The sequence below is a fragment of the Stenotrophomonas sp. WED208 genome, from assembly GCF_040984485.1.
Taxonomy (GTDB): domain Bacteria; phylum Pseudomonadota; class Gammaproteobacteria; order Xanthomonadales; family Xanthomonadaceae; genus Stenotrophomonas; species Stenotrophomonas riyadhensis.
In genome coordinates, this window is record NZ_JAZARB010000001.1 from 623538 (window position 1) to 645891 (window position 22354).

Sequence of the window (22354 nt, forward strand, 5' to 3'; positions counted from 1 at the left end):
CAGAAAAGGGAAGGTCCGCCGGGTTCAACCCAACAGTGAGCGTAATCGATCACCGGTGGAGGCGGAGACATCGGCACCGGTGGGCAGGAAGCAACGAAGCTGCCACTGCCGGGTCCGGATCGCGTCCTTTGCGGTCGGCGTGCTCCACGGCGGATAGACACGGAGGGCGCGCTTTCCGCCCTCGCCATCGCGCGACATCACGCCGCGCTCGATCAGCAGGTCACGACTGAAGATGAACTGCCCGCGCTGTGTTCCGTCGAAGACCGCGATCACCACGAAGTGCACAGCATCGGCTGCATCCAATGGAGCGATATCAGAACCGGGGGCGGGGCGCTTCCACAGGGTTACGAACTGGCCGGTCTTGGTGGGGGTGATCTTCGCGACGCGGAACACGATGCTGTGACCCTCAAGGGCAAAGCGGCAGGCACCGTACTCTGCGCTTTCCGCTTCCGCCACGATCGGTCCGGTCAACCGCAGCCCTGCGGGCAGGTAGAGATCGTGCAGTGCCGCAGTGGCGGCAGCAATGCCGCTCATGCTTCCGGCAGCGGCTCGGGCACCGTTCCGGGCACGAACACGCCTTCTTTCACGTAGGCGGCCAGGGTCATGTCCAGCGCGAGCATGCCATCGCGCTTGAGGTCCATCAGTTCCGGTTCGACCATCGCGCCGTGCAGCACGCCCAGCACAGTGGCGTGCAGCATGCGCGCGGCGATCTTGGGGTCGGCGCCTTCGCGCAGCTGGCCCAGATCGCGGGCGCGGCGCAGGGCGCGCTCCATCCGGTCCAGCGCATCGCGGAAGCCGGCCTGCTGCATTTCGGTCAGCACCTTGGTATCGGCCGAGGCGTCGCTGCGCAGCATGATCTCCATGGTCTTGCGCAGGCGCTCGTCCTCGGACAGCTCGATGAACGAGTGGATCATCACCGCGCGCAGGTCGTGCACCGGGGTGTCGCGCTGGTCGGTGGAGGTACGCTCCAGTTCCTGCATGAAGGGCAGGTGCACGCGCTCGACGATCGCGGCGAGCACCTCGCTCTTGTTCTTGAAGTGCCAGTACACCGCGCCACGGGTATAGCCGGCGCGGGCGCCGATCATCTCCAGCGTGGTACGGGCCACGCCGTGTTCATGGAAGCAGGCTTCGGCGGCGTCAAGGATGCCTTCCCGGGTTGCCTGGGTGTCCTCTTTGGTCTTGCGGGCCATGGGTAGGGTACGAGTGCGGGTGAAACGTGGCTGAATTGTACCGGTTTACAAACAAACAAGCATGTATGTATATTTCGCACCCATCATTCCCGTCGTGTGCGTGGCAGGCCCGTCCGGCTCCCACTCCACCCGGGTGGGCGCTGTTCGCACGGTCTTCACCTTTGCTGGTGGAGGGTCCGCCGTATCAGCGCTGGCTGAGACCCTTTCCTCCAAGAGCCTTTCCGTCATGTTGCTGAGCCGAATCCGACCCTTTGCACTGTCGCTGGCAATCGCCGCGACCGTGGCTGCCTGCGGCGGCCAACCCCAGGCCCCCGAACAGGGCCCGGGTGACGTCACCGTGGTCACGCTGAAGTCCGAGACCGTGGGCCTGACCCGCGAGCTGCCGGGCCGTACCAACGCCTTCCTGGTCGCCGAAGTGCGTCCGCAGGTCAACGGCATCGTCGCCAAGCGCCTGTTCACCGAGGGCGGCATGGTCAAGGCCGGCGAGCCGCTGTACCAGATCGAGGACGCGAGCTACCGCGCGCAGGCCAACAGTGCCCGTGCCCAGCTGGCGCGTGCCGAGGCCACCGCCAACGCCGCGCGCCTGAGCGCCAAGCGCATCACCGAGCTGGCCAAGGTTGATGCGGTCAGCCAGCAGGACCTGGAAAACGCGGTGGCCGCGCAGAAGCAGGCCGAGGCTGACGTCGGTGCCGCCAAGGCCTCGCTGGATGCGGCCAACGTCACTCTGGGCTACGCCCGCATCACCGCCCCGATCAGCGGCCGCATCGGCAAGTCCAGCGTCACCCAGGGTGCGCTGGTCAGCGCCGGCCAGGCCAATGCGCTGGCCACCGTGCAGCAGCTGGACCCGATCTATGTCGACCTGACCCAGTCTTCGGCCGAGCTGCTGCAGTTGCGTCGTGAGCTGGCCGCGGGCCGCCTGCAGGACAACCAGACGCTGCCGGTCAGCATCCTGATGGAAGACGGCAGCACCTTCGAGCACAAGGGTACGCTGGAATTCTCCGAAGTCAGCGTCGACCCGGCCACTGGCAGCTTCGGCTTGCGCGTGAAGGTGGACAATCCGGACGGCCTGCTGATGCCGGGCACGTACGTGCGCGCGGTGATCGGCGGCGGCGTGCGCAGCGATGCGGTGCTGGTGCCGATGGCCGGCATCGCCCGCGATCCGAAGGGTGACACCTCGGCGATGGTGGTCGACAAGGACAACAAGGTCGAAGTGCGCCCGGTCAAGGTCAGCCGCACGGTCGGCGACAAGTGGCTGGTCGAGGACGGTCTGAAGGCCGGCGACAAGGTCATCGTCGAAGGCCTGCAGAAGATCGGCCCCGGCATGCCGGTCAAGGCCACCGAGAAGGGCGCTGCTCCGGCCAAGCCGGCAGCGGCCGCCCAGCCTGCCGCTCCGGCCGGCGACGCGAAGTAAGCGGAGAACCCCATGGCACGCTTTTTCATCGATCGACCCATCTTCGCGTGGGTGATCGCCATCATCATCATGCTCGCCGGCGGCCTGGCCCTGTTCAAGCTGCCGGTCTCGATGTACCCCAACGTCGCACCGCCGGCGGTGGAAATCAGCGCCACCTACCCGGGTGCATCGGCCAAGGTGGTCGAGGACTCGGTGACGCAGATCATCGAGCAGAACATGAAGGGCCTTGATGGCCTGATCTATTTCTCCTCCAACAGCTCGTCCAATGGCCAGGCCACCATCACCCTGACCTTCGAGAGCGGCACCAACCCGGACATCGCCCAGGTGCAGGTGCAGAACAAGCTGCAGCTGGCCATGCCGCTGCTGCCGCAGGAAGTGCAGCGGCAGGGCATCAACGTGGCCAAGTCCAGCTCGGGCTTCCTGAACGTCATCGCGTTCGTGTCCGAGAACGGCAGCATGGACGCCAACGACATCGCCGACTACGTCGGTTCCAATGTCGTCGACCGTCTGAGCCGCGTGCCGGGCGTGGGCAACATCCAGGTGTTCGGTGGCAAGTACGCCATGCGTATCTGGCTGGACCCGAACAAGCTGCACACCTACGGCCTGTCCGTTGCGGAAGTGACCGCAGCGATCAAGGCACAGAACGCCCAGGTGGCCATCGGCCAGCTCGGCGGCGCGCCGTCGATCAAGGGCCAGCAGCTCAACGCCACCATCAATGCGCAGTCGCGCCTGCAGACCCCGGAACAGTTCCGCAACATCATCGTGCGCGGTGCGCAGGACGGTGCCGAGCTGCGCCTGGGCGATGTCGCCCGTGTCGAACTGGGTGCAGAGTCCTACGACTTCGTCACCCGCTACAACGGCCAGCCGGCCAGCGGCCTGGCGGTCACCCTGGCCACCGGCGCCAACGCGCTGGATACTGCGGCCGGCGTGGATGCCGCGCTGCAGGACATGAAGAGCTTCTTCCCGGCCGGCCTGAAGGCCGAGATCCCGTACGACACCACCCCGTTCGTGCGCGTGTCGATCAAGGGCGTGGTGCAGACCCTGATCGAAGCGATCGTGCTGGTGTTCGTGGTGATGTACCTGTTCCTGCAGAACTTCCGCGCCACCCTGATCCCGACCATCGCCGTGCCGGTGGTGCTGCTGGGTACCTTCGGCGTGCTGGCGATGCTGGGCTTCTCGGTGAACATGCTGACCATGTTCGCGATGGTGCTGGCGATCGGCCTGCTGGTGGACGATGCCATCGTGGTGGTGGAGAACGTCGAGCGCATCATGTCCGAGGAAGGACTGTCGCCGCTCGAGGCCACCCGCAAGTCGATGGGCCAGATCACCGGCGCGCTGGTGGGTATCGGCCTGGTGCTGTCGGCCGTGTTCGTGCCGATGGCCTTCATGAGCGGTTCCACCGGCGTGATCTATCGCCAGTTCTCGGCCACGATCGTTTCGGCGATGGCGCTGTCGGTGCTGGTCGCGATCGTACTGACCCCGGCGCTGTGCGCGACCATGCTCAAGCCGCTGAAGAAGGGTGAGCACCACGTCGCACACAAGGGCTGGTCCGGTCGTTTCTTCAACGGTTTCAACCGCGGCTTCGACCGCACCAGCGAAAGCTACCAGCGCGGCGTGCGCGGCATCATCCACCGTCCGTGGCGCTTCATGGGCATCGTGGCGGCACTGTTCGTGCTGATGGGCGTGCTGTTCGTGCGCCTGCCCAGCTCGTTCCTGCCCAACGAAGACCAGGGCGTGCTGATGGCGCTGGTGCAGGCGCCGGTCGGTGCCACCCAGGAACGTACGCTGGAATCGATCGCGGCACTGGAAAACCACTTCCTGCAGAACGAGAAGGATGCGGTGGACTCGGTGTTCTCGGTGCAGGGCTTCAGCTTCGCCGGCATGGGCCAGAACGCGGGCATGGCATTCGTCAAGCTGAAGGACTGGAGCGAGCGTGACGCCAACAATGGCGTGATGCCGATCACCGGTCGCGCCATGGCAGCGCTGGGCCAGATCAAGGATGCCTTCATCTTCGCCTTCCCGCCGCCGGCCATTCCGGAACTGGGTACCGCCTCGGGCTACACCTTCTTCCTGAAGGACAACAGCGGCCAGGGCCACGAGGCACTGGTGGCCGCGCGCAACCAGCTGCTGGGCCTCGCCGCCGGCAGCAAGAAGCTGGCCAACGTGCGCCCGAACGGCCAGGAAGACACGCCGCAGTTCCGCATCGACATCGATGCGGCCAAGGCGACCTCGCTGGGGCTGTCGATCGACCAGATCAACGGTACCTTGGCCGCCGCATGGGGTAGCTCGTACATCGACGACTTCGTCGATCGTGGCCGCGTCAAGCGCGTGTTCGTGCAGGCCGACCAGCCGTTCCGCATGGTGCCGGAGGACTTCGATCTCTGGTCCGTGAAGAACGACAAGGGTGAGATGGTGCCGTTCAGTGCCTTCGCCACCAAGCACTGGGATTACGGTTCGCCGCGCCTGGAACGCTACAACGGTGTGTCGGCGATGGAAATCCAGGGCGAACCGGCACCGGGTGTCGCGTCCGGTGACGCCATGGCCGAGATCGAACAGCTGGCCAAGCAGCTGCCGGCGGGCTTCGGCATCGAGTGGACGGCGATGTCCTACCAGGAACGCCAGGCCGGCTCGCAGACGCCGCTGCTGTACACGCTGTCGCTGATGATCGTGTTCCTGTGCCTGGCCGCGATGTATGAAAGCTGGAGCGTGCCGACCGCGGTGCTGCTGGCGGCCCCGCTGGGTATCCTCGGCGCGGTGCTGGCCAATACCTTCAAGGGCCTGGAACGCGACATCTACTTCCAGGTGGCGATGCTGACCACGGTGGGCCTGACCAGCAAGAACGCGATCCTGATCGTCGAGTTCGCCAAGGAAAACCTGGAGAAGGGGGCCAGCCTGATCGAATCGATCATGCACGCCGTGCGCGACCGTTTGCGCCCGATCGTGATGACTTCGCTGGCCTTCGGCATGGGCGTGGTGCCGCTGGCGATCTCCACCGGTGCCGGCTCCGGTGCCAAGCAGGCGATCGGCACCGGCGTGCTCGGCGGCATGATCGTCGGCACCGTGCTCGGCGTGTTCTTCGTGCCGCTGTTCTTCGTGGTGGTGCAGCGCGTGTTCAAGCGCAAATCCTCCACGTAAGCGAAACGGTAATGCCGGCCGTTGGCCGGCATTGCCTCCTGCCATCTGGCAGTACCGATGGAAGTCATTCCCATGAAAAGTGCATCCCTGTTCCTTTCCATTGCCGCCGCGCTCGCGCTGGCCGGCTGCTCCACCCTGGTGCCGAAGAACACCGCCGTTGCTCCGGCCATTCCGGCGCAGTGGCCGGCCGAGGCCACGCAGGGTCAGGTGGCCGATGTTGCTGCCGTCGGCTGGCGCGACTTCTTCACCGATGCGCGCCTGCAGCAGGTGATTGACCAGTCGCTGCAGAACAACCGCGACCTGCGCGTGGCCGTACTCAACGTTGAACGCGCGCGCGGCCAGTACCGCGTACAGCGCGCCGACCGTGTGCCCGGCGTGGCCGTCACCGGCCAGATGGACCGCCGTGGTACCGACGCCGGTGTCACCGAGCAGTTCACCGCCGGTGTCGGCGTAGCCGAGTTCGAGCTGGACCTGTTCGGCCGCGTGCGCAATCTCAGTGAAGCGGCGCTGCAGCAGTACTTCGCCGTGGCCGCCAACCGCCGCAACGCGCAGCTGAGCCTGGTGGCCGAGACCGCCACCGCGTGGCTGACCTATGGGGCTGATGCGCAGCGGCTGAAGATCGCCGATGCCACGCTGAAGACCTACGAGGATTCGCTGCGTCTGGCCGAGGCCCGCCACGAGCGTGGTGGCAGTTCGGCGCTGGAGCTGACCCAGACCCGTACCCTGGTCGAGACCGCGCGCACCGATGCCGCGCGCCTGCGTGGGCAGTTGGCCCAGGACCGCAACGCTCTGGCGCTGCTGGCTGGTGGCCAGCTGGATCCGGCACTGCTGCCGGACAGCATCGAACCGCAGCTGCTGGCACTGGCACCGCCGCCGGCCGGTCTGCCCAGCGACGTGCTGCTGCAGCGCCCGGACATCATGGCCGCCGAACACCAACTGCTGGCGGCCAACGCCAACATCGGTGCGGCACGCGCGGCGTTCTTCCCGAGCATCTCGCTGACCGGCAGCATCGGTAGTGGTTCGAGCGAACTGTCCAACCTGTTCGACAGCGGCACCCGCGTGTGGAGCTTCCTGCCGAAGATCACGCTGCCGATCTTCCAGGGTGGCAAGCTGCGCGCCAACCTGGCCATCGCCAACGCCGATCGTGACATCGCGCTGGCGCAGTACGAGAAGTCGATCCAGGTGGGCTTCCGCGAAACCGCCGATGCGCTGGCGTTGAATGTCAGCCTGGATGAGCAGGTGAGTTCACAGCAGCGGTTGGTGGAAGCGGCCGAACAGGCCAACCGCCTGTCGCAGGCACGCTACGACGCAGGCCTGGACAGCTTCGTCACCCTGCTTGATGCGCGCCGTACCGCCTACAACGCGCAGCAGACCCAGCTGCAGGCGCAGCTGGCCCAGCAGGCCAACCGCATCACCCTTTACAAGGTGCTGGGCGGCGGCTGGCACGAGCGCGGGTAAGCAGCGCTTCTGGTAGGTGCCAACCGTGGTTGGCACGAATGCGTCAGCGCAGGCGGCTGACCCTGTGCCAACCACGGTTGGCACCTACCTGGAGATCGATGGTAATGCCGGCCGCGGGCCGGCATTGTCATTCCGGGGCCTGCTACACCGCTTCGTCGTCACGGTGCGGGACGTGGCAGGCGCGTACCCGCGCCAGCGCGTCGCCGGCTTCGCGCGCCATCTGCTCGTACTCGCGGCGGATCTCCTCCAGCCGCTCCTCGTCCAGTTCTTCCAGATCCAACAGTTCGTTGTTGGCTTCGGCCGTCGCGCGGATCAGCTCGTCCAGCTTGATCTGCATCGCGGCGGTATCCGCGTTCTGCGTGTGCTGGATCAGGAACACCATCAGGAAGGTGATGATCGTGGTGCCGGTATTGATCACCAGCTGCCAGGTATCGTTGAAGCCGAACACCGGGCCGCTGATGCCCCAGATCACCACGATCGCCACTGCGGCCAGGAAGGTCCACGGCGATCCGGTGGCGGCCGCGGCCTTCTTGGCGATCGTATTGAACAGGTTGCGTGCTTTCATCGTCGTCGTCCCACTCAGGTGACGAGGATGATCGGCAGCGGCTCGTGCAGGCGCCGTGCAGCTCAGGCGCGCAGGCGCGGGGCGTCCTGCAGCCGTATCGGGCTGGTCTGGTAGACGTGCTGCCAGCAGCGGTCGACGAATTCGCGGGCCTGGGCTTCGCTCAGGCGCGGCATGATCTGCAGCGCGTACTGGGTCTGGAACATCTCGTCGCGCTGCGCATTGCTGGCGCGCGGCTGGGTGATCAGCGAATCGCAGGCGAACTTGATCCACGGTACGTACGAGCCGAACGAGTTGTGCGCCAATGCACCGTCGGCATGCTGGCGGCGCCAGTGGTCAAGCTCAGCGTCAACATTGATGACCGGGGGAATGGTGGGGACTTCGGCGTGCATGTCGATCCAATCGGTTGAAGTGGATGGGAGTGGGGGTTCATCGCAGTGTGGCCCGGACCCCGGTGGATACCGCGTCAGGGAGATGTGCAGCCGGCGTTGCGATTGCCTATCAGTTGCGCATGCTCGACCGCGCCCATCTCTTCGGCCATGTCGGCCATGGCATTGCAGAGGCGTTCGTGTTCGAGCGGATGGCCGCGCACCAGTTCCAGCTGCAGGCCCTGGTAAGCGGTCCAGAACCGGGCGCCACGCTGATGCAGCGCGAACTGCTGCTGCAGGCGCTTGCGGATGGCGTCAAGGATCGGGTCGGGCGTGGGGCGTACGGCGTGCGCGCACATGGCTGGCTCCGCCGGGGAAGGAAGGTCCCGGTAGCCCCACCCTAGGCGCGACGATGGGGCGGGGTGTTACCGCAGCGTGTGCACGGGGCACGGCTGACTGTGCACGGGTTCACGGCTGGCGCCGCAAACGCTGCCGGCACTAGGGCGTGCCGGCACTGAAGCGTTCATTAAGCGGGTTCAACAGCACACTGCGTGGTGCTCATTCACCGATGTCTTCGTTCCAGATCTCGGGATGCTGCGCAATGAAGCCGCCGAGCAGATCGACGCATTCCTGGTTGTCGAGGTCGATCACGTTGACGCCGTTTTCGCGCAACCAGTCGATGCCGCCCTGGAACGTGCGCGATTCGCCCACCACCACGGTGCCGATGTTGAACTGGCGCACCAGGCCCGAGCAGTACCAGCAAGGCGCCAGCGTGGTGACCATGATGGTGTCCTGGTAGCGGCGCTGGCGGCCGGCCTTGCGGAAGGCGTCGGTTTCGCCGTGCACGGAGGGGTCGCCTTCCTGCACCCGGCGGTTGTGGCCGCAGCCGAGCAGGCGCCCATCGTTGTGGTACAGCGCCGCGCCGATCGGCACGCCGCCCTCGGCCAGGCCCTGGCGGGCTTCGGCGATGGCGGTCTGCAGCAGGGCCTGGTAGTCGGGCGTGGTGATCATGCGGGGCTCCGGTAAGTCGTGGCCCGCCATGATACGGGCAGGGGGTGCCGCTGGCCGCCGGCGGTGCGATAATCGGGGCCATGAGCGAATCCCCCTACAAAGCCGGTACCACCCATTTCGGGTTCCGCGACGTCGCCGCCAAGGACAAGCAGAAGCTGGTCGGCCAGGTGTTCACCTCGGTCGCGCGCAACTACGACCTGATGAACGACCTGATGAGCCTGGGTGTGCACCGGGCGTGGAAGCGCTACTACGTGGCCACCGCGCAGGTGAAGCCGGGCGACCGCGTGCTCGACCTGGCCGGCGGCACCGGCGATATCGCCGCCCTGCTGAAGGAGCGTGTTGGCGCCGAGGGCTCGGTGGTGCTGGGCGACATCAACGCCGGCATGCTGTCGGTCGGCCGTGACCGTCTGACCAATCGCGGTCTGGTGCTCGGCCTGGACTACGTGCAGTGCAACGCCGAAGCCCTGCCGTTCCCGGACAACAGCTTCGATCTGGTCACCATCGCCTTCGGCCTGCGCAACGTGACCGACAAGGACGCCGGCCTGCGCGAGATGTACCGCGTGCTGAAGGTCGGCGGCCAGGCCCGCGTGCTGGAATTCTCGGAAGTCACCGCCGACTGGTTCAAGCCGATCTACGACTTCCACTCGTTCAAGATCCTGCCCAAGCTGGGCAAGCTGTTCGCCAACGATTCGGACAGCTACCAGTACCTGGCCGAGAGCATCCGCAAGCACCCGCCGCAGGATGAGCTGAAGGCGATGATGGGGCAGGCCGGCTTCGAGCGCTGCCACTACAAGAACCTGACCGGCGGCATCGTTTCGATCCACTCCGGCTACAAGCTGTAAAGCGTGTGGGGCCGCCGGGCATGGCCCGGCGCTACCTGTTCTGGTAGGTGCCAACCTTGGTTGGCACACCCCGGCCGCGAGCGATGAAAGATCCGTGCCAACCAAGGTTGGCACCTACCTGTGGATGCCAACCTTGGTTGGCATGCGCCGCAGGCGCAGGATCGGCCCCGCCCGCCATTACCCCGCACCGCGCAACGCCTGCGGGGCCGGAGGGAGTTACCATTGGGGGTCTGATCCCCGTAACGGTCCCGATTCATGCGTAATCCGCTGATGCTCCTTCCGCTGGCCGTGGCCCTGGCCGCCGGCTGCTCCCAGGAGGCGGCCGCGCCCGCCGCCGCCCCGACTGCCGCCAAGGCCCCCGCCGCCCCCGTGAACGCCGAGAACCGCAGCCACGACGAAAGCTCGTACGCCGAGCCGGACAAGGTCGTCATCAAGGACATCGCGCTGGATCTGAAGCTGGACTTCGACCAGAAGCAGATCGGCGGCACCGCCACCTACTCCCTGGAATGGAAGCAGAAGGACGCCAGGCAGCTGGTGCTCGACACCCGCGAGCTGACCGTGTCCAAGGTCGAGGCCGTTGCCGCCGATGGCGCGCGCAGCCCGCTGCAGTTCGCGCTGGCCCCGGCCGACAAAGTGTTCGGCAGCAAGCTGACCATCGAGACCCCGGAACAGCCGGCCAAGGTGGAAGTGACCTACCACACCGCACCGACCGCTTCGGGGCTGCAGTGGCTGGCGCCGTCGATGACCGAAGGCAAGAAGCTGCCTTTCATGTTCAGCCAGTCGCAGGCCATCCACGCCCGTTCCTGGGTGCCGCTGCAGGACACCCCGAGCGTGCGCTTCACCTACAGCGCGCACGTGGTCTCGCGCCCGGACGTGATGGTGCTGATGAGCGCCGACAACGATCCGAAGGCGGCGCGTGACGGTGACTACACCTTCAAGATGCCGCAGCCGATTCCGTCGTACCTGCTGGCCATCGCCGCCGGCGACCTGGTGTTCGAGCCGATCTCCGGCCGCTCCGGCGTCTGGGCCGAGCCGACCATGGTCAACAAGGCCGCCAAGGAATTCGAAGACACCGAGAAGATGATCGGTGCCGCCGAGAAGCTGTACGGCGAATATCGCTGGGGCCGCTACGACATGCTGGTGCTGCCGCCGTCGTTCCCGTTCGGCGGCATGGAGAATCCGCGCCTGACCTTCGCTACCCCGACCGTGATCGTCGGCGACAAGTCGCTGGTCTCGCTGGTGGCCCACGAACTGGCGCACAGCTGGTCGGGCAACCTGGTGACCAACGCCAGCTGGAAGGACATCTGGCTCAATGAAGGCTTCACCACCTACGTCCAGGGCCGCATCACCGAAGCCCTGTACGGCAAGGAGATGGCCGAGATGGAGAAGCAGATCGACCAGACCGACCTGCTGGCCGAAGTGAAGGACATGAGCCCGGCCGACCAGGCGCTGGCGCTGCCGCCGCTGAACGAGCGCGATCCCGATGAAGCCCTCAGCCAGGTGGCCTACGTCAAGGGTGCGTGGTTCCTGGAATTCCTGGAACAGCGCTTCGGCCGCGAAACCTTCGATCCGTTCCTGCGTGGCTGGTTCGATGACCACGCCTTCCAGAGCGCGAACACTGATCAGTTCGTTGCCTACATGAAGGAAAAGCTGCTGCCGAAGAACCCGTCTGCAGTGACGGAAGCCGAACTGAAGGCGTGGCTGGACGAGCCGGGCATTCCGGCGTTCGCGGCCAAGGCGCAGTCGCGCAACTTCAGCAGCGTGGATACCGCACGCATCGCCTTCGCCAGCGCCGGCACCGTGCCGAGCAGCCAGGTCATCGCTGACTGGAGCACGCAGGAATGGGTGCGCTTCATCGACGGCCTGGGCGCGACCCAGCCGCTGGACAAGCTGGCCACGCTGGACAAGGCGTTCCACTTCACCGGCACCCCGAATGGCGAGATCGCCATGCGCTGGTATCCGCTGGCGATCCGCAGCGGTTACGAGCAGGCCAATGAAGGGGCGGCTGCATTCATCGAGCGCGTCGGTCGTCGCAAGCTGATCCTGCCGATCTACGCCGAACTGGTGAAGACGCCGAAGGGCCTGGAGCTGGCCAAGCAGGCCTTCGAAAAGGCCAAGCCGGGCTACCACCCGATCACCACCGCCTCGGTCCAGGACATGCTGGCCAAGGCCGAAGCCAAGTAAGCGGTAGTGCCGGCCGCTGGCCGGCAACCGGTCACTGCTTCACCACCAACGGCGGGGAAACCCGCCGTTGGTGTATCCGCTTTTCGCTGCCGATAGAATCGGGATGCACTCGCATAGGACCTCCGCCATGAAACGACTGATCCTGCTCACCGCCTGCACCCTGGCCCTGGCTGCCTGCAGCAACCCCGAGGAAGAACGCAAGGCGCAGGAAGCCGCCGCAGCCGCCGTGCAGGCGCAGAAGGAAGCCAAGGCCGAAGACGTGGCCAAACAGTACGACATGGCCGTGGCCGCGCAGGACTGGGAGCGTGCGCGCCTGCATGGCGCCTCGCTGCTGGACCAGTACAAGGACACCGCCGCCGCCGAGCGCATCGCCGCAGGCTTCGACGAGGTCAAGGCCAAGGGCGATGCCGCGCGCGACCTGCGCCGCATGCAGGCGCTGTGGCAGTACAACCAGATCCCGGTGGGCAACAAGGGCAACCAGGTTTCGGCGCAGATCTACAGCAAGGAACGGGTGGACGTGGACGGCAGCGGCGCCAAGCCGGTGCAGCTGGTGTTCCGCGATCACCCGGAGTGGAAGCGGCATGCCTACCTGGTGCTGCAGGCCGGCGACTTCCGCTGCCCGCAGTGCACGGTGAAGGTGACCGTGGACGACGGCAAGCCGGTGTCGATGGCAGCCTGGCGCCCGAAGACCGATGAAGCCATCGCGCTGTTCATCACCGACCAGAAGGCGCTGTGGAAGCTGGCGCGCAAGGGCAAGTCGATCAGCATCGAGTTCCCGGTCAAGGCCGGCGGCACGCGTACTGCCGTGTTCGAAACCGGTGGTGTCGACGCCAGCCGCATGCCGCAGTGGTGGCAGTGATGGTTGCGGCGGGCAGCGCAGTGCACGCGTTGTCCGCGATCCGGCACTGGGTGTTCGACATGGACGGCACACTGACGGTGGCCGTGCATGACTTCGCCGCGATCCGCCGCGCGCTGGAGATCGCCGCGGAGGAAGACATCCTCGACCACATCGCGGCGCTGCCGGACGCATCGGCGCAGGCCAAGCGTGAGTGGCTGCTGGAACACGAGCGCACGCTGGCCGAGGACGCGCTGCCGGCACCGGGCGCGGTGAAGCTGCTGCGCGCGCTGGCGGCGGCGGGCTGCCGGCTGGGCATCCTGACCCGCAACGACCATGCGCTGGCGAAGCTGACCCTGGACGCGATCGGGGTCGGGGAGCTGTTCGACGATGCCGACATCATTGGCCGCGATGAAGCGGTGCCCAAGCCCTCACCGGATGGGCTGCAGCAGCACCTGCGGCATTGGGGCATCGCAGCGTCGGAGGCGGTGATGGTCGGTGACCACGCCTACGACCTGGAGTGCGGCCGCGCCGCAGGCACGCACACCGTGCTGGTCAACCTGCCGGAGAACCCGTGGCCGGGCCGTGCCGACTGGCATTTCGCCGATTGCCGCGACCTGTTGGCCGCCTGGCAGCGCAGGGGGTAGTGCCGGCCGCTGGCCGGCAGTGTCGACCAAGGTCGACACCTACCAGGGCACAGCGTGTCGACCAAGGTCGACACCCACCGAGCGGGTGCGCGGGCAGTTCGTTTACGCGCCCAGCGCGTAACCGAACTGCTGCTTGAACTGCTCGTTGAACTCGTCAAAGGTGAAGCGCTGGTTCTGCGTGCCCGGGTGCTCGACCTTCAGTGCGCCCATCAGGTTGCCCATGCGGCCGATGGTCAGCCAGTCGTAGCCCTTCTGGATGCCGTAGATCAGGCCCGCGCGGAAGGCGTCGCCACAGCCGGTCGGGTCGACCACGCGGCGCTCGTGCGCCGGCGGGATGTCGTAGCTCTTTTCCGGGGTGTGGATGACTGCGCCCTTCGGGCCGCGGGTGGTGATGTAGGCCTTGACCCGGCTGACGATCTCCTTCTCGTCCCAGCCGGTGCGTTCCTGCAGCAGGTTCGACTCGTAGTCGTTGACCACCACGTAGTCGGCCTGGTCGATGAAGGCGCGCAGCTCCGGGCCGTTGAACAGCGGCATGGCCTGGCCCGGGTCGAAGATGAACGGAATGCCGTCTTCGTGGAATTCCTGCGCGTTCTGGATCATGCCTTCGCGGCCATCCGGGCCGACCAGGCCCAGGGTCACGCCCGGCACGCCACGCACGTGGTTCTCGTAGGAACGCATCATCGCGCCCGGGTGGAAGGCGGTGATCTGGTTGTTGTCGTGGTCGGTGGTGATGAACGCCTGCGGGGTGAACAGCTCATCGATAACGCGCACGCGCGTCAGGTCGATGCCCAGGCCTTCGAAGTACTCGCGGTACGGGCCGAAGTCCGAACCCACGGTGCCCATCGGGATCGGCTGGCCGCCCAGCAGGTGCAGGTTGTAGGCGATGTTGCCGGCGCAGCCGCCGAACTCGCGGCGCATGCGCGGCACCAGGAAGGACACGTTCAGGATGTGCACCTTGTCCGGCAGGATGTGATTCTTGAACTGGTCCGGGAACACCATGATGGTGTCGAAGGCAAGAGAACCACAGATCAGAGCGGACATCGATGTAAGCCTATGCGGTGAATTTTGGGGTGGGCCGGCCCGGTTCAGCGGGCAAGCAAACGGCGCCCTTGGGCGCCCGACGGCGCAAAGGTTACCCGCTGGTGCCGCTCAGGGCCAGAACCGGGTGAGACCCGATCAGGCCGAAAGCCTGTGAAGACGCGGGTTCAGCTAGTTTTTTCCTTGCTCGGCGGCAGGCGGGTTGCTAGGCTTGTCGGCCTCGATTTCTGCCCATTTTTTCGCCATCCCGCGGCGGGCACGACACCCCTCAGGACTCCTTCCTCAGATGTTCAAGAAACTCCGTGGCATGTTCTCCAATGACCTGTCCATCGACCTGGGCACGGCCAACACCCTCATCTACGTGCGCGGGCAGGGGATCGTGCTGAACGAGCCGTCGGTCGTGGCCGTGCGCCAGGACCGTGCCATCGGTGGTACCCGCTCGGTGGCAGCCGTGGGTGCCGAAGCCAAGCAGATGCTGGGCCGTACCCCGGGCCACATCACCACCATCCGCCCGATGAAGGACGGCGTCATCGCCGACTTCACCTACACCGAGGCGATGCTCAAGCACTTCATCAAGAAGGTGCACAAGTCGCGCGTGCTGCGCCCGAGCCCGCGCGTGCTGGTCTGCGTGCCGGCCGGCTCGACCCAGGTCGAGCGCCGCGCGATCAAGGAATCGGCCGAGGAAGCCGGTGCCCGTGACGTGTTCCTGATCGAAGAACCGATGGCCGCCGCGATCGGCGCCGGCATGCCGGTCACCGAAGCCCGTGGCTCGATGGTCATCGACATCGGCGGCGGCACCACCGAAGTTGCGGTGATTTCGCTCAACGGCATCGTCTATTCGGCCTCGGTCCGCATCGGCGGCGACCGCTTCGACGAGTCGATCACCAACTACGTGCGCCGCAACCACGGCATGCTGATCGGTGAAGCCACCGCCGAGCGCATCAAGGTCGAGCTGGGCTGTGCCTACCCGCAGGCGGAAGTGATCGAGATGGAAATCTCCGGCCGCAACCTCGCCGAGGGCGTGCCGAAGATGATCAAGATCAGCTCCAACGAGGTGCTCGAGGCCCTGCACGAACCGCTGTCGGGCATCGTCAGCGCGGTCAAGCTGGCGCTGGAGCAGACCCCGCCGGAACTGTGCGCCGACGTCGCCGAGCGCGGCATCGTGCTGACCGGTGGTGGCGCCCTGCTGCGCGACCTGGACCGCCTGATCTCCGAGGAAACCGGCCTGCACGTGCAGGTGGCCGATGACCCGCTGACCTGCGTGGCCCGCGGCGGTGGCCGTGCGCTGGAGCTGGTCGACATGCACGGCAACGAGTTCTTTGCGCCGGAATAAGCCGTCCCGGCTGCCTGCGCCCGCAGCGCCCCTCCGGGGTGCGGCCCACCATGAGGGTAGGCCGGCACCGGCGGGGCGTCCGCGTGTTTCCCTTCCGCCTTCTGCCAGTTGAATCGTTGCCGTGCCGCCCTACGCCGGACCTCCCGTTGCTTCCCGATCCGGTGATGCCGCCAGCCCGCTGCGTCTGCTGGCTTATCTCGCACTGGCCATCACCCTGATCGTGCTTGACGACCAGGCCGGCTGGCTTGCGCAGCTGCGCGGGCAGGCCAACAGCCTGGTGCAGCCGGTATGGGCACTGGCGGGACTGCCGGGCAAGCTCGGCAACCAGGTCAAGGATTCCGCTGCCAGCCACACCCAGCTGGTCACCGAGAACCGCGAACTGCGCAACCAGCTGCTGCTGGCCAACGCGCGCCTGACCCGCCTGCAGACCGCCGCGCTGGACAATGCCCAGCTGCGCGAGCTGCTGAATGTGGCCGAGCGCAGCGGCCTGGACGTGCAGCTGGCACCGATCCTGGACATTGACCTGGACCCGGTGAAGCAGCGTCTGGTGCTCGACGCTGGCAGTCGTGAAGGTGTGCATGTCGGCCAGGCGGTGATCGATGCCGGCGGCCTGATGGGTCAGGTGATCAGCGTCACCGGCGGCACCTCCACCGTGCTGCTGCTGACCGACCCCGACCACGCGGTGCCGGTGACCGTGGCCCGCAACGGCGTGCGCCTGATCGTGTACGGCCGCGGTGACAAACTGGAACTGCGCGACATTCCGCTCAGCGCTGGCGTGGAAGTCGGCGATGAAATCGTCACCTCCGGCCTCGGCGGCCGCTTCCCGGCCGGCTTCCCGGTAGGCACCATCACCGGCCTGCGTCCGGACGATACCCATGCCTTCCTGGTTGGCGAGCTGAAGCCGGCGGCCCAGCTCGACCGCGGCCGCGACGTGCTGCTGCTGCGCCCGGGTGCAGCGATCCGGATTCCGGCGGAGCTGCGTCTGCAACTGGAAGCCACCGCGCCGGGCGGCCCGGCCAGCGCCGTTGCCGCGCCGGCGGGAGCCGTGCCTGCTGCAACCACACCGGCCGCCCCCGCCCCGGCAACGCCTGCACCGGCAGTGGGCCGGTCACCGGCTCCGCCTGCGACGCCGACGGTTGTCCCCGCATCCTCCCTTGATCCTGCTGCTCCGGTAGTGCCGGCCGCTGGCCGGCAACCGACCACGCCGGAGGCCCAGCGATGAGCCGCTTGCGCGACAATCCGTGGGTGCTGCCGGCCAGCCTGGTGGTGGCATTGCTGCTGGGCCTGCTGCCGTTGCCGGCGCTGTTGCAGCCGCTGCGTCCGTACTGGCTGGCGCTGGTGCTCGCCTACTGGGTGATCGAAGCGCCGGAGCGTGTTGGCCTGGGCATTGCCTTCGCCAGCGGCGTCATCGCCGATCTGCTGTACGGTGGGGTACTCGGTGAACAGTCGCTGCGGCTGGTGATGCTGGCCTTCATCCTGCAGCGCTTCCGTGCCCGTATCCGTTTCTTCCCGATGTCGCAGCAGATGCTCGCCATCGGCGGCCTGCTGTTCAACGACCGCATTGTCAGTGCGCTGGTCCACATCGTGGTGGATGAGCCGACCCTGCCGTGGTCGTACTGGTGGGCACCGCTGCTGGGCATGGGCCTGTGGCCGCTGGTATTCGTGCTGCTGGACGCGGTGCGTTTCGGCAAGCGCGGGCGCTGAGCCATGATCCCGCGCCGCCAGGTCAAGAATCCGCACGCAGAAGCCGAACAGTTCCGCCGTCGTGCGGCGCTGGGCTTCCTGGGCGTGCTGGTCTGCCTGCTGGGCCTGGGTGGCTGGTACTTCAAGCTGCAGGTGCTGGACCACGACGTCTACGCCACGCGCTCGGAAGCCAACCGCATCAAGCCACGGCCGGTGGTGCCCGGGCGCGGCATGATCTACGACCGCAATGGCCGCCTGCTGGCCGAGAACGTGCCGGCCTTCCGCCTGGACGTGACCCCGGACAAGGTCAAGGACATGGATGCCACCCTCGAGGGGCTGGCGAAGATCATCAGCATCAGCCCGGAAGAACTGGAAGCGTTCAACAAGTCGCGCAAGGCGCGCCGCAAGTTCCTGCCGGTCACGCTGAAGCTGCGCATGAGCGACGAGGAGATGGCGCGCTTCGCCGTCGACCGCTGGCGTTTCCCCGGCGTCGAGCTGGAGCCCTACCTGACCCGGCGCTACCCGTACGGCGATCTGTTCGCGCACATCATCGGCTACGTCGGCCGCGTCGATGACAAGGACCTGGAGATCCTCGGCGAAGGCAATGCCGCGCTGACCCACATCGGCAAATCCGGCCTGGAGCGCTATTACGAGCAGCAGCTGCGCGGCAAGGTCGGCTACGAGCAGGTCGAGACCAACGTGCAGGGGCGTGCGATCCGCACTATCGGTCGCGTCGCCGCGCAGTCCGGTGCCGACCTGCGGCTGTCGATCGACGCCGACCTCCAGCGCGCCATGGTGGCCGCCTTTGGCGACCAGGAAGGCTCGGCAGTGGCGATGGACCCGCGTAGCGGCGAGGTGTTGGCGATGGTCAGCCTGCCGTCCTACGACCCCAACCTGTTCGTCAACGGCATTTCGCATGCCGATTTCAAGGCGCTGAACGAAAATCCGTCGCGGCCGCAGTTCAACCGCCTGGTGCTCGGTGGTGTCGCGCCCGGTTCCACGCTGAAGCCGCTGATCGGCCTGGCCGGCCTGGATTCCGGCGTGCGCCGCCCGGAGGACAAGGTGCTGTCCACCGGCATGTTCTACCTGCCGGGGACCTCGCGCGGCTGGGGTGACGCCCATCGTGGCGGCCACGGCTGGACCGACCTGCGCAAGTCCATCGCCGAATCGGTCAACACCTACTACTACAAGCTGGCGCTGGACCTGGGCATCGAGCGCTTCGACCACTACATGGAGTACTACGGCTTCGGCCAGCCGACTGGCATCGACCTGACCGGTGAGATCGGCGGCATCCTGCCGTCGCCGGCCTACAAGCGGAAGAGCCGCAAGGAAGCCTGGTATCCCGGTGATACGGTCAACATCAGCATCGGCCAGGGCGACTGGAAGGTCACCCCGCTGCAGCTGGCGCGCGGCGTCAGCGGTCTAGCCGACGGCCAGCTGCGCACCCCGCACCTGGTGATCCAGCAGCGCGACGGATTCGACAGCGACTGGTCGGCGATGCCGGCAGGCGAGAGCAAGCCGGTCAGCCCCAACCCCAACAACGTGCAGGCCGTGCGCGAGGGCATGATGGCGACCATGCGGCCCGGCGGCAGCGGTTGGCGCGTGGCGGTGGGTGCGCCGTACGTGATGGCCGGCAAGACCGGTACCGCGCAGGTCATCAGTCGCAAGGGCACGGCGGCGGTGAATCCAAAGAGCCTGCCGATGCACCTGCGCCACCGCGCGCTGTTCGTCGGCTTCGCACCGGTCGAGAACCCGGTGATCGCGATTGCGGTGGCCGTGGAAGGCGGCGGTTACGGCGGTTCGGCGGCCGCGCCGATCGCGCGCAAGGTGTTCGACGCCTACCTGCTGGGCAAGATGCCCGAAGGCATGCAGCCGCTGGACAGCGAGCGCGGCACCACCGCCATCGGCGCTACCGCGTTCGACAACGAAGACGCCGGCGCGCGCCAGGCGGGCGATCTCGCCGCGGCGCAGCTGGGAGAACATCCGGTGCTGGTCGGCATGCCTGCGCCGGAACCGCAACCCGCACCGCAGCCGGGGACGCCGGCCGCCGCCGCGCTGCCGGCCACGCCGCGCCCGACCGTCGCGGAGCCCGCACGATGAGAGTGTTCCTGCGCTGGGCCGGCGACATGCTGCGCCGCTTCTTCAGCACGCTGGACTGGGTGTTGTGCCTGGCCCTCGGCGCGCTGATGGTGATCGGCCTGGCCACCTTGAAGAGCGCCGGTGGCGATGGTCTGGTGATGGCCCAGGGCGCGCGCTTCGCAGTGGGCATGGCGGCGCTGTGGGGCATCTCACGGGTACCGATCCTGCGCATCCGCTCGGCCACGCCGATGATCTACGCGATCTCGATGATTCCGTTGCTGGCGGTGTTCGTGCTCGGCACCGGCAAGTACGGCCGGCAGTGGCTGGACCTGAAATTCTTCTACCTGCAGCCGGCCGAGCTGCTGAAGGTCAGTCTGCCGATGATGGTGGCCTGGTACCTGCACAAGATGCCGTTGCCGCCGCGCTTCAACACCGTGCTCGTGGCGCTGGTCATCATCGGCGTGCCAACCGGCCTGGTGATGCTGCAGCCGGACTTCGGTACCGGTGTGCTGATCGCCGCCAGTGGTGTGTTCGTGCTGTTGCTGGCGGGCCTGCCGTGGTGGTGGGTCGGCCTGGGTGTGGGCGGCGTGGCCGCGGTCGCGCCGGTGGCCTGGTTCTGGCTGCTGCGGCCGTACCAGAAGGACCGCATCATGATGTTCCTGGACCCGGAGATGGATGCGCTGGGTGCTGGCTGGAACATCATCCAGTCGAAGATCGCGATCGGTTCCGGCGGCTTCGATGGCAAGGGCTGGGGCGAGGGCTCGCAGTCGCACCTGAACTTCATTCCCGAACAGACCACCGACTTCGCGTTCTCGGTGCTGAGCGAGGAATTCGGCTGGATCGGCGTAGCGACCGTGCTGGCGCTGTACCTGGTGGTGATCGGGCGCTGCCTGTGGATCGCCAGCCAGTCGCGTGATTCCTATTCGCGGCTGCTGGCCGGCGCCACCGGCCTGGCGTTCTTCGTCTATGTGCTGGTGAACGGCGGGATGATTTCCGGCCTGCTGCCGGTGGTGGGCGTGCCGATGCCGCTGATCAGCTATGGCGGCACTTCGGCGGTCTCGCTGCTGGCCGGCTTCGGGTTGGTGATGGCGGTGCGCAGCCACAACCCGGTGCATGGCGGTTACGGTTGAGTCCGGCGTCGGGGTCAGATCCCTTTTTCCACAGGAAAAAGGGATCTGACCCCAGAGCTCGGCTACGGAGAGCAGAAGCACCCTGACAGCTTCACGCAAGCGCCCGTTGTTACCGTGCTGCGCGTGGACTGGAAACGAATGCTTGGCGGCTGCCGTGAGGCGGTGCGCACGATCGATCTGCCGTTGCTGGCTGCCTTGTTGATCCTGATGGGCGCGGGCCTGGCGGTGCTGCACAGCGTGTCCGGCCCGGTGGGCGGGCAGGCGGCGCGCTTCGCCGGTGGCCTGCTGGCGATGTGGCTGCTGTCGAGGGTGTCGCTGCTGCGCCTGCGCGCATGGACACCGGCGCTGTACGCGTTGTCGATGCTGCCGCTGATGGCGGTGTACGTGATCGGCACCGGCAAGTACGGGCAGCGCTGGCTCAACCTGGGGGTGTTCTACCTGCAGCCCTCCGAGCTGCTCAAGCTCAGCCTGCCGCTGATGATGGCCTGGTACCTGCACAGGCAACCGCTGCCACCGTCGCCACGCACGGTACTGACGGCCGCAGTGCTGATCGGCGTTCCCGCCGTGCTGATCCTGATGCAGCCCAACCTCGGCACCGCGACGCTGGTCACCGCCAGCGGCGTGTTCGCGTTGTTGCTGGCGGGTCTGCACTGGGGCTGGGTGGCTACCGGCGCGGCAGGGCTGGCGGTGGCCGCGCCACTGGCCTGGTTCGGCCTGTTGCGGCAGTACCAGAAGGATCGCGTACTGACCTTCCTCGACCCGGCAGCAGACCCGCTCGGCACCGGCTGGAACATCCTGCAGTCGCGCATCGCGATCGGTTCCGGTGGCTGGGAGGGACGTGGCTGGGGGCAGGGCACCCAGGCCACGCTGGATTTCCTGCCCGAGTACACCACCGACTTCGCGTTTTCGGTGCTGGCCGAGGAGTTCGGCTGGATCGGCGTGGCGACGCTGTTCGCGCTGTACCTGTTCGTGGTCGGGCGTTGCCTGTGGATCGCAGTGCACGCGCGCGACACGCATGCGCGGTTGCTGGCCGGCAGCCTGGGGCTGGCGTTCTTCGTCTATGTGCTGGTGAATGGCGGAATGATCTCTGGCCTGCTGCCGGTGGTGGGCATTCCGATGCCGCTGATCAGCTACGGCGGGACCTCGGCGGTCTCGCTGCTGGCCGGCATCGGACTGGTGATGGCGGTGCGTGGGCACCGGCCCGTGCACGGGGGATAGGGTTTCCAGCCAACGGCGCAGCCCCTCGTGGGTGGTCGCGCAAAGCAGTTCATGGGTGGGGCCGGGTAGATGGGCGGCGCAGGGGACGCTGCAAGTACGTCCATGTAAGCTCGGTCGCCGCTTGCTCGTGTGCGCTGTCCTGCGCACACGGCAAGACCCGGGTTGGGCGTCCTGCCCAACCCGCCCTAGGCATGCCTCGGGCCCATGCGGCTCACGCCCCTGCGCAGCCC

The 22354-nt window shown here is 66.9% G+C and carries 20 protein-coding genes; 13 read left to right on the forward strand and 7 right to left on the reverse strand.

The window, feature by feature from the left end:
* Positions 1–24 precede the first annotated feature (24 nt).
* On the reverse strand, positions 25–534 hold the full coding sequence (locus tag VPH47_RS02805; RefSeq protein WP_368850075.1) for a MepB family protein: 510 nt from the start codon (positions 532–534) through the stop codon (positions 25–27).
* Positions 531–1190 carry an efflux transporter SmeDEF transcriptional repressor SmeT gene (gene smeT / locus VPH47_RS02810; RefSeq protein WP_111202805.1) on the reverse strand — a complete coding sequence of 220 codons (660 nt, stop codon included), beginning with the start codon at positions 1188–1190 and terminating at the stop codon, positions 531–533. The genes VPH47_RS02805 and smeT overlap by 4 nt, the downstream gene beginning before the upstream one ends.
* 226 nt (positions 1191–1416) lie before the next feature.
* On the opposite strand from smeT, the gene smeD reads away from it, so the two are divergent.
* From smeD to smeF, 3 genes are read left to right on the forward strand one after another with little or no spacing between them, the layout of a single operon-like run.
* Positions 1417–2601 (forward strand): multidrug efflux RND transporter periplasmic adaptor subunit SmeD, encoded by a 1185-nt coding sequence (smeD, locus tag VPH47_RS02815; RefSeq protein ID WP_032129008.1) that lies wholly within the window; start codon positions 1417–1419, stop codon positions 2599–2601.
* A 12-nt stretch (positions 2602–2613) separates the two neighbouring features.
* Positions 2614–5736, forward strand: a complete 3123-nt coding sequence (gene smeE / locus VPH47_RS02820) for a multidrug efflux RND transporter permease subunit SmeE (RefSeq protein WP_153854549.1) — start codon at positions 2614–2616, stop codon at positions 5734–5736.
* A 57-nt stretch (positions 5737–5793) separates the two neighbouring features.
* The gene (smeF, locus tag VPH47_RS02825; RefSeq protein ID WP_162622097.1) at positions 5794–7194 is read left to right on the forward strand and encodes a multidrug efflux RND transporter outer membrane subunit SmeF; all 1401 of its coding nucleotides are present in this window, start codon (positions 5794–5796) and stop codon (positions 7192–7194) included.
* 142 nt (positions 7195–7336) lie between these two features.
* Here smeF and VPH47_RS02830 read toward each other — a convergent pair whose 3' ends face one another.
* From VPH47_RS02830 to VPH47_RS02845, 4 genes are all read right to left on the reverse strand, one after another.
* A complete protein-coding gene (locus VPH47_RS02830; protein ID WP_164161506.1) occupies positions 7337–7759 on the reverse strand; it encodes a low affinity iron permease family protein in 423 nt (140 codons plus the stop codon).
* A gap of 62 nt (positions 7760–7821) precedes the next feature.
* Positions 7822–8148 carry a hypothetical protein gene (locus tag VPH47_RS02835; protein ID WP_110713742.1) on the reverse strand — a complete coding sequence of 109 codons (327 nt, stop codon included), beginning with the start codon at positions 8146–8148 and terminating at the stop codon, positions 7822–7824.
* Positions 8149–8222: 74 nt separating this feature from the next.
* Positions 8223–8483 (reverse strand): hypothetical protein, encoded by a 261-nt coding sequence (locus VPH47_RS02840; RefSeq protein WP_049399251.1) that lies wholly within the window; start codon positions 8481–8483, stop codon positions 8223–8225.
* A gap of 199 nt (positions 8484–8682) precedes the next feature.
* On the reverse strand, positions 8683–9135 hold the full coding sequence (locus tag VPH47_RS02845; protein ID WP_049399252.1) for a nucleoside deaminase: 453 nt from the start codon (positions 9133–9135) through the stop codon (positions 8683–8685).
* 80 nt (positions 9136–9215) lie between these two features.
* Here VPH47_RS02845 and ubiE point away from each other — a divergent pair, with 80 nt between their 5' ends.
* From ubiE to VPH47_RS02865, 4 genes are all read left to right on the forward strand, one after another.
* Positions 9216–9977, forward strand: a complete 762-nt coding sequence (gene ubiE, locus VPH47_RS02850; RefSeq protein WP_005411082.1) for a bifunctional demethylmenaquinone methyltransferase/2-methoxy-6-polyprenyl-1,4-benzoquinol methylase UbiE — start codon at positions 9216–9218, stop codon at positions 9975–9977.
* 255 nt (positions 9978–10232) lie between these two features.
* Positions 10233–12161, forward strand: coding sequence for a M1 family metallopeptidase (locus VPH47_RS02855; protein ID WP_180848010.1), 1929 nt, complete (start codon positions 10233–10235; stop codon positions 12159–12161).
* Between the two features lie 127 nt (positions 12162–12288).
* Positions 12289–13020: a hypothetical protein gene (locus VPH47_RS02860; protein ID WP_008265071.1), complete on the forward strand. Its 732-nt coding sequence runs from the start codon at positions 12289–12291 to the stop codon at positions 13018–13020.
* Positions 13020–13643 carry an HAD family hydrolase gene (locus VPH47_RS02865; protein WP_368851563.1) on the forward strand — a complete coding sequence of 208 codons (624 nt, stop codon included), beginning with the start codon at positions 13020–13022 and terminating at the stop codon, positions 13641–13643. Before VPH47_RS02860 ends, VPH47_RS02865 begins: the two co-directional genes overlap by 1 nt.
* Positions 13644–13745: 102 nt before the next feature.
* Here VPH47_RS02865 and VPH47_RS02870 read toward each other — a convergent pair whose 3' ends face one another.
* On the reverse strand, positions 13746–14684 hold the full coding sequence (locus VPH47_RS02870; RefSeq protein ID WP_134951036.1) for a carbohydrate kinase family protein: 939 nt from the start codon (positions 14682–14684) through the stop codon (positions 13746–13748).
* A gap of 283 nt (positions 14685–14967) precedes the next feature.
* Here VPH47_RS02870 and VPH47_RS02875 point away from each other — a divergent pair, with 283 nt between their 5' ends.
* The 6 genes from VPH47_RS02875 (at position 14968) to rodA (VPH47_RS02900) (ending at position 22124) form a co-directional block, all read left to right on the forward strand.
* Positions 14968–16014 carry a rod shape-determining protein gene (locus VPH47_RS02875; protein ID WP_005419402.1) on the forward strand — a complete coding sequence of 349 codons (1047 nt, stop codon included), beginning with the start codon at positions 14968–14970 and terminating at the stop codon, positions 16012–16014.
* Positions 16015–16135: 121 nt separating this feature from the next.
* Complete coding sequence (gene mreC, locus VPH47_RS02880) at positions 16136–17236, forward strand: rod shape-determining protein MreC (RefSeq protein WP_368850076.1); 1101 nt, start codon at positions 16136–16138, stop codon at positions 17234–17236.
* Positions 17233–17718 (forward strand): rod shape-determining protein MreD, encoded by a 486-nt coding sequence (gene mreD, locus VPH47_RS02885; protein WP_110713734.1) that lies wholly within the window; start codon positions 17233–17235, stop codon positions 17716–17718. Before mreC ends, mreD begins: the two co-directional genes overlap by 4 nt.
* A gap of 3 nt (positions 17719–17721) precedes the next feature.
* Positions 17722–19797 (forward strand): penicillin-binding protein 2, encoded by a 2076-nt coding sequence (mrdA, locus tag VPH47_RS02890; RefSeq protein ID WP_110713732.1) that lies wholly within the window; start codon positions 17722–17724, stop codon positions 19795–19797.
* Positions 19794–20906: a rod shape-determining protein RodA gene (rodA, locus tag VPH47_RS02895; RefSeq protein ID WP_010481418.1), complete on the forward strand. Its 1113-nt coding sequence runs from the start codon at positions 19794–19796 to the stop codon at positions 20904–20906. The genes mrdA and rodA (VPH47_RS02895) overlap by 4 nt, the downstream gene beginning before the upstream one ends.
* Before the next feature lie 138 nt (positions 20907–21044).
* Positions 21045–22124 (forward strand): rod shape-determining protein RodA, encoded by a 1080-nt coding sequence (gene rodA / locus VPH47_RS02900; RefSeq protein ID WP_368851564.1) that lies wholly within the window; start codon positions 21045–21047, stop codon positions 22122–22124.
* Positions 22125–22354 lie beyond the last annotated feature (230 nt).

Excerpts from the sequence above, each read along its gene's own strand:
- VPH47_RS02805 (WP_368850075.1), bottom strand. The coding sequence starts at position 534 with ATGAGCGGCATTGCTGCCGCCACTGCGGCACTGCACGATCTCTACCTG.
- smeT (WP_111202805.1), bottom strand. The coding sequence starts at position 1,190 with ATGGCCCGCAAGACCAAAGAGGACACCCAGGCAACCCGGGAAGGCATC.
- smeD (WP_032129008.1), top strand. The coding sequence starts at position 1,417 with ATGTTGCTGAGCCGAATCCGACCCTTTGCACTGTCGCTGGCAATCGCC.
- smeE (WP_153854549.1), top strand. The coding sequence starts at position 2,614 with ATGGCACGCTTTTTCATCGATCGACCCATCTTCGCGTGGGTGATCGCC.
- smeF (WP_162622097.1), top strand. The coding sequence starts at position 5,794 with ATGGAAGTCATTCCCATGAAAAGTGCATCCCTGTTCCTTTCCATTGCC.
- VPH47_RS02830 (WP_164161506.1), bottom strand. The coding sequence starts at position 7,759 with ATGAAAGCACGCAACCTGTTCAATACGATCGCCAAGAAGGCCGCGGCC.
- VPH47_RS02835 (WP_110713742.1), bottom strand. The coding sequence starts at position 8,148 with ATGCACGCCGAAGTCCCCACCATTCCCCCGGTCATCAATGTTGACGCT.
- VPH47_RS02840 (WP_049399251.1), bottom strand. The coding sequence starts at position 8,483 with ATGTGCGCGCACGCCGTACGCCCCACGCCCGACCCGATCCTTGACGCC.
- VPH47_RS02845 (WP_049399252.1), bottom strand. The coding sequence starts at position 9,135 with ATGATCACCACGCCCGACTACCAGGCCCTGCTGCAGACCGCCATCGCC.
- ubiE (WP_005411082.1), top strand. The coding sequence starts at position 9,216 with ATGAGCGAATCCCCCTACAAAGCCGGTACCACCCATTTCGGGTTCCGC.
- VPH47_RS02855 (WP_180848010.1), top strand. The coding sequence starts at position 10,233 with ATGCGTAATCCGCTGATGCTCCTTCCGCTGGCCGTGGCCCTGGCCGCC.
- VPH47_RS02860 (WP_008265071.1), top strand. The coding sequence starts at position 12,289 with ATGAAACGACTGATCCTGCTCACCGCCTGCACCCTGGCCCTGGCTGCC.
- VPH47_RS02865 (WP_368851563.1), top strand. The coding sequence starts at position 13,020 with ATGGTTGCGGCGGGCAGCGCAGTGCACGCGTTGTCCGCGATCCGGCAC.
- VPH47_RS02870 (WP_134951036.1), bottom strand. The coding sequence starts at position 14,684 with ATGTCCGCTCTGATCTGTGGTTCTCTTGCCTTCGACACCATCATGGTG.
- VPH47_RS02875 (WP_005419402.1), top strand. The coding sequence starts at position 14,968 with ATGTTCAAGAAACTCCGTGGCATGTTCTCCAATGACCTGTCCATCGAC.
- mreD (WP_110713734.1), top strand. The coding sequence starts at position 17,233 with ATGAGCCGCTTGCGCGACAATCCGTGGGTGCTGCCGGCCAGCCTGGTG.
- mrdA (WP_110713732.1), top strand. The coding sequence starts at position 17,722 with ATGATCCCGCGCCGCCAGGTCAAGAATCCGCACGCAGAAGCCGAACAG.
- rodA (WP_010481418.1), top strand. The coding sequence starts at position 19,794 with ATGAGAGTGTTCCTGCGCTGGGCCGGCGACATGCTGCGCCGCTTCTTC.
- rodA (WP_368851564.1), top strand. The coding sequence starts at position 21,045 with ATGCTTGGCGGCTGCCGTGAGGCGGTGCGCACGATCGATCTGCCGTTG.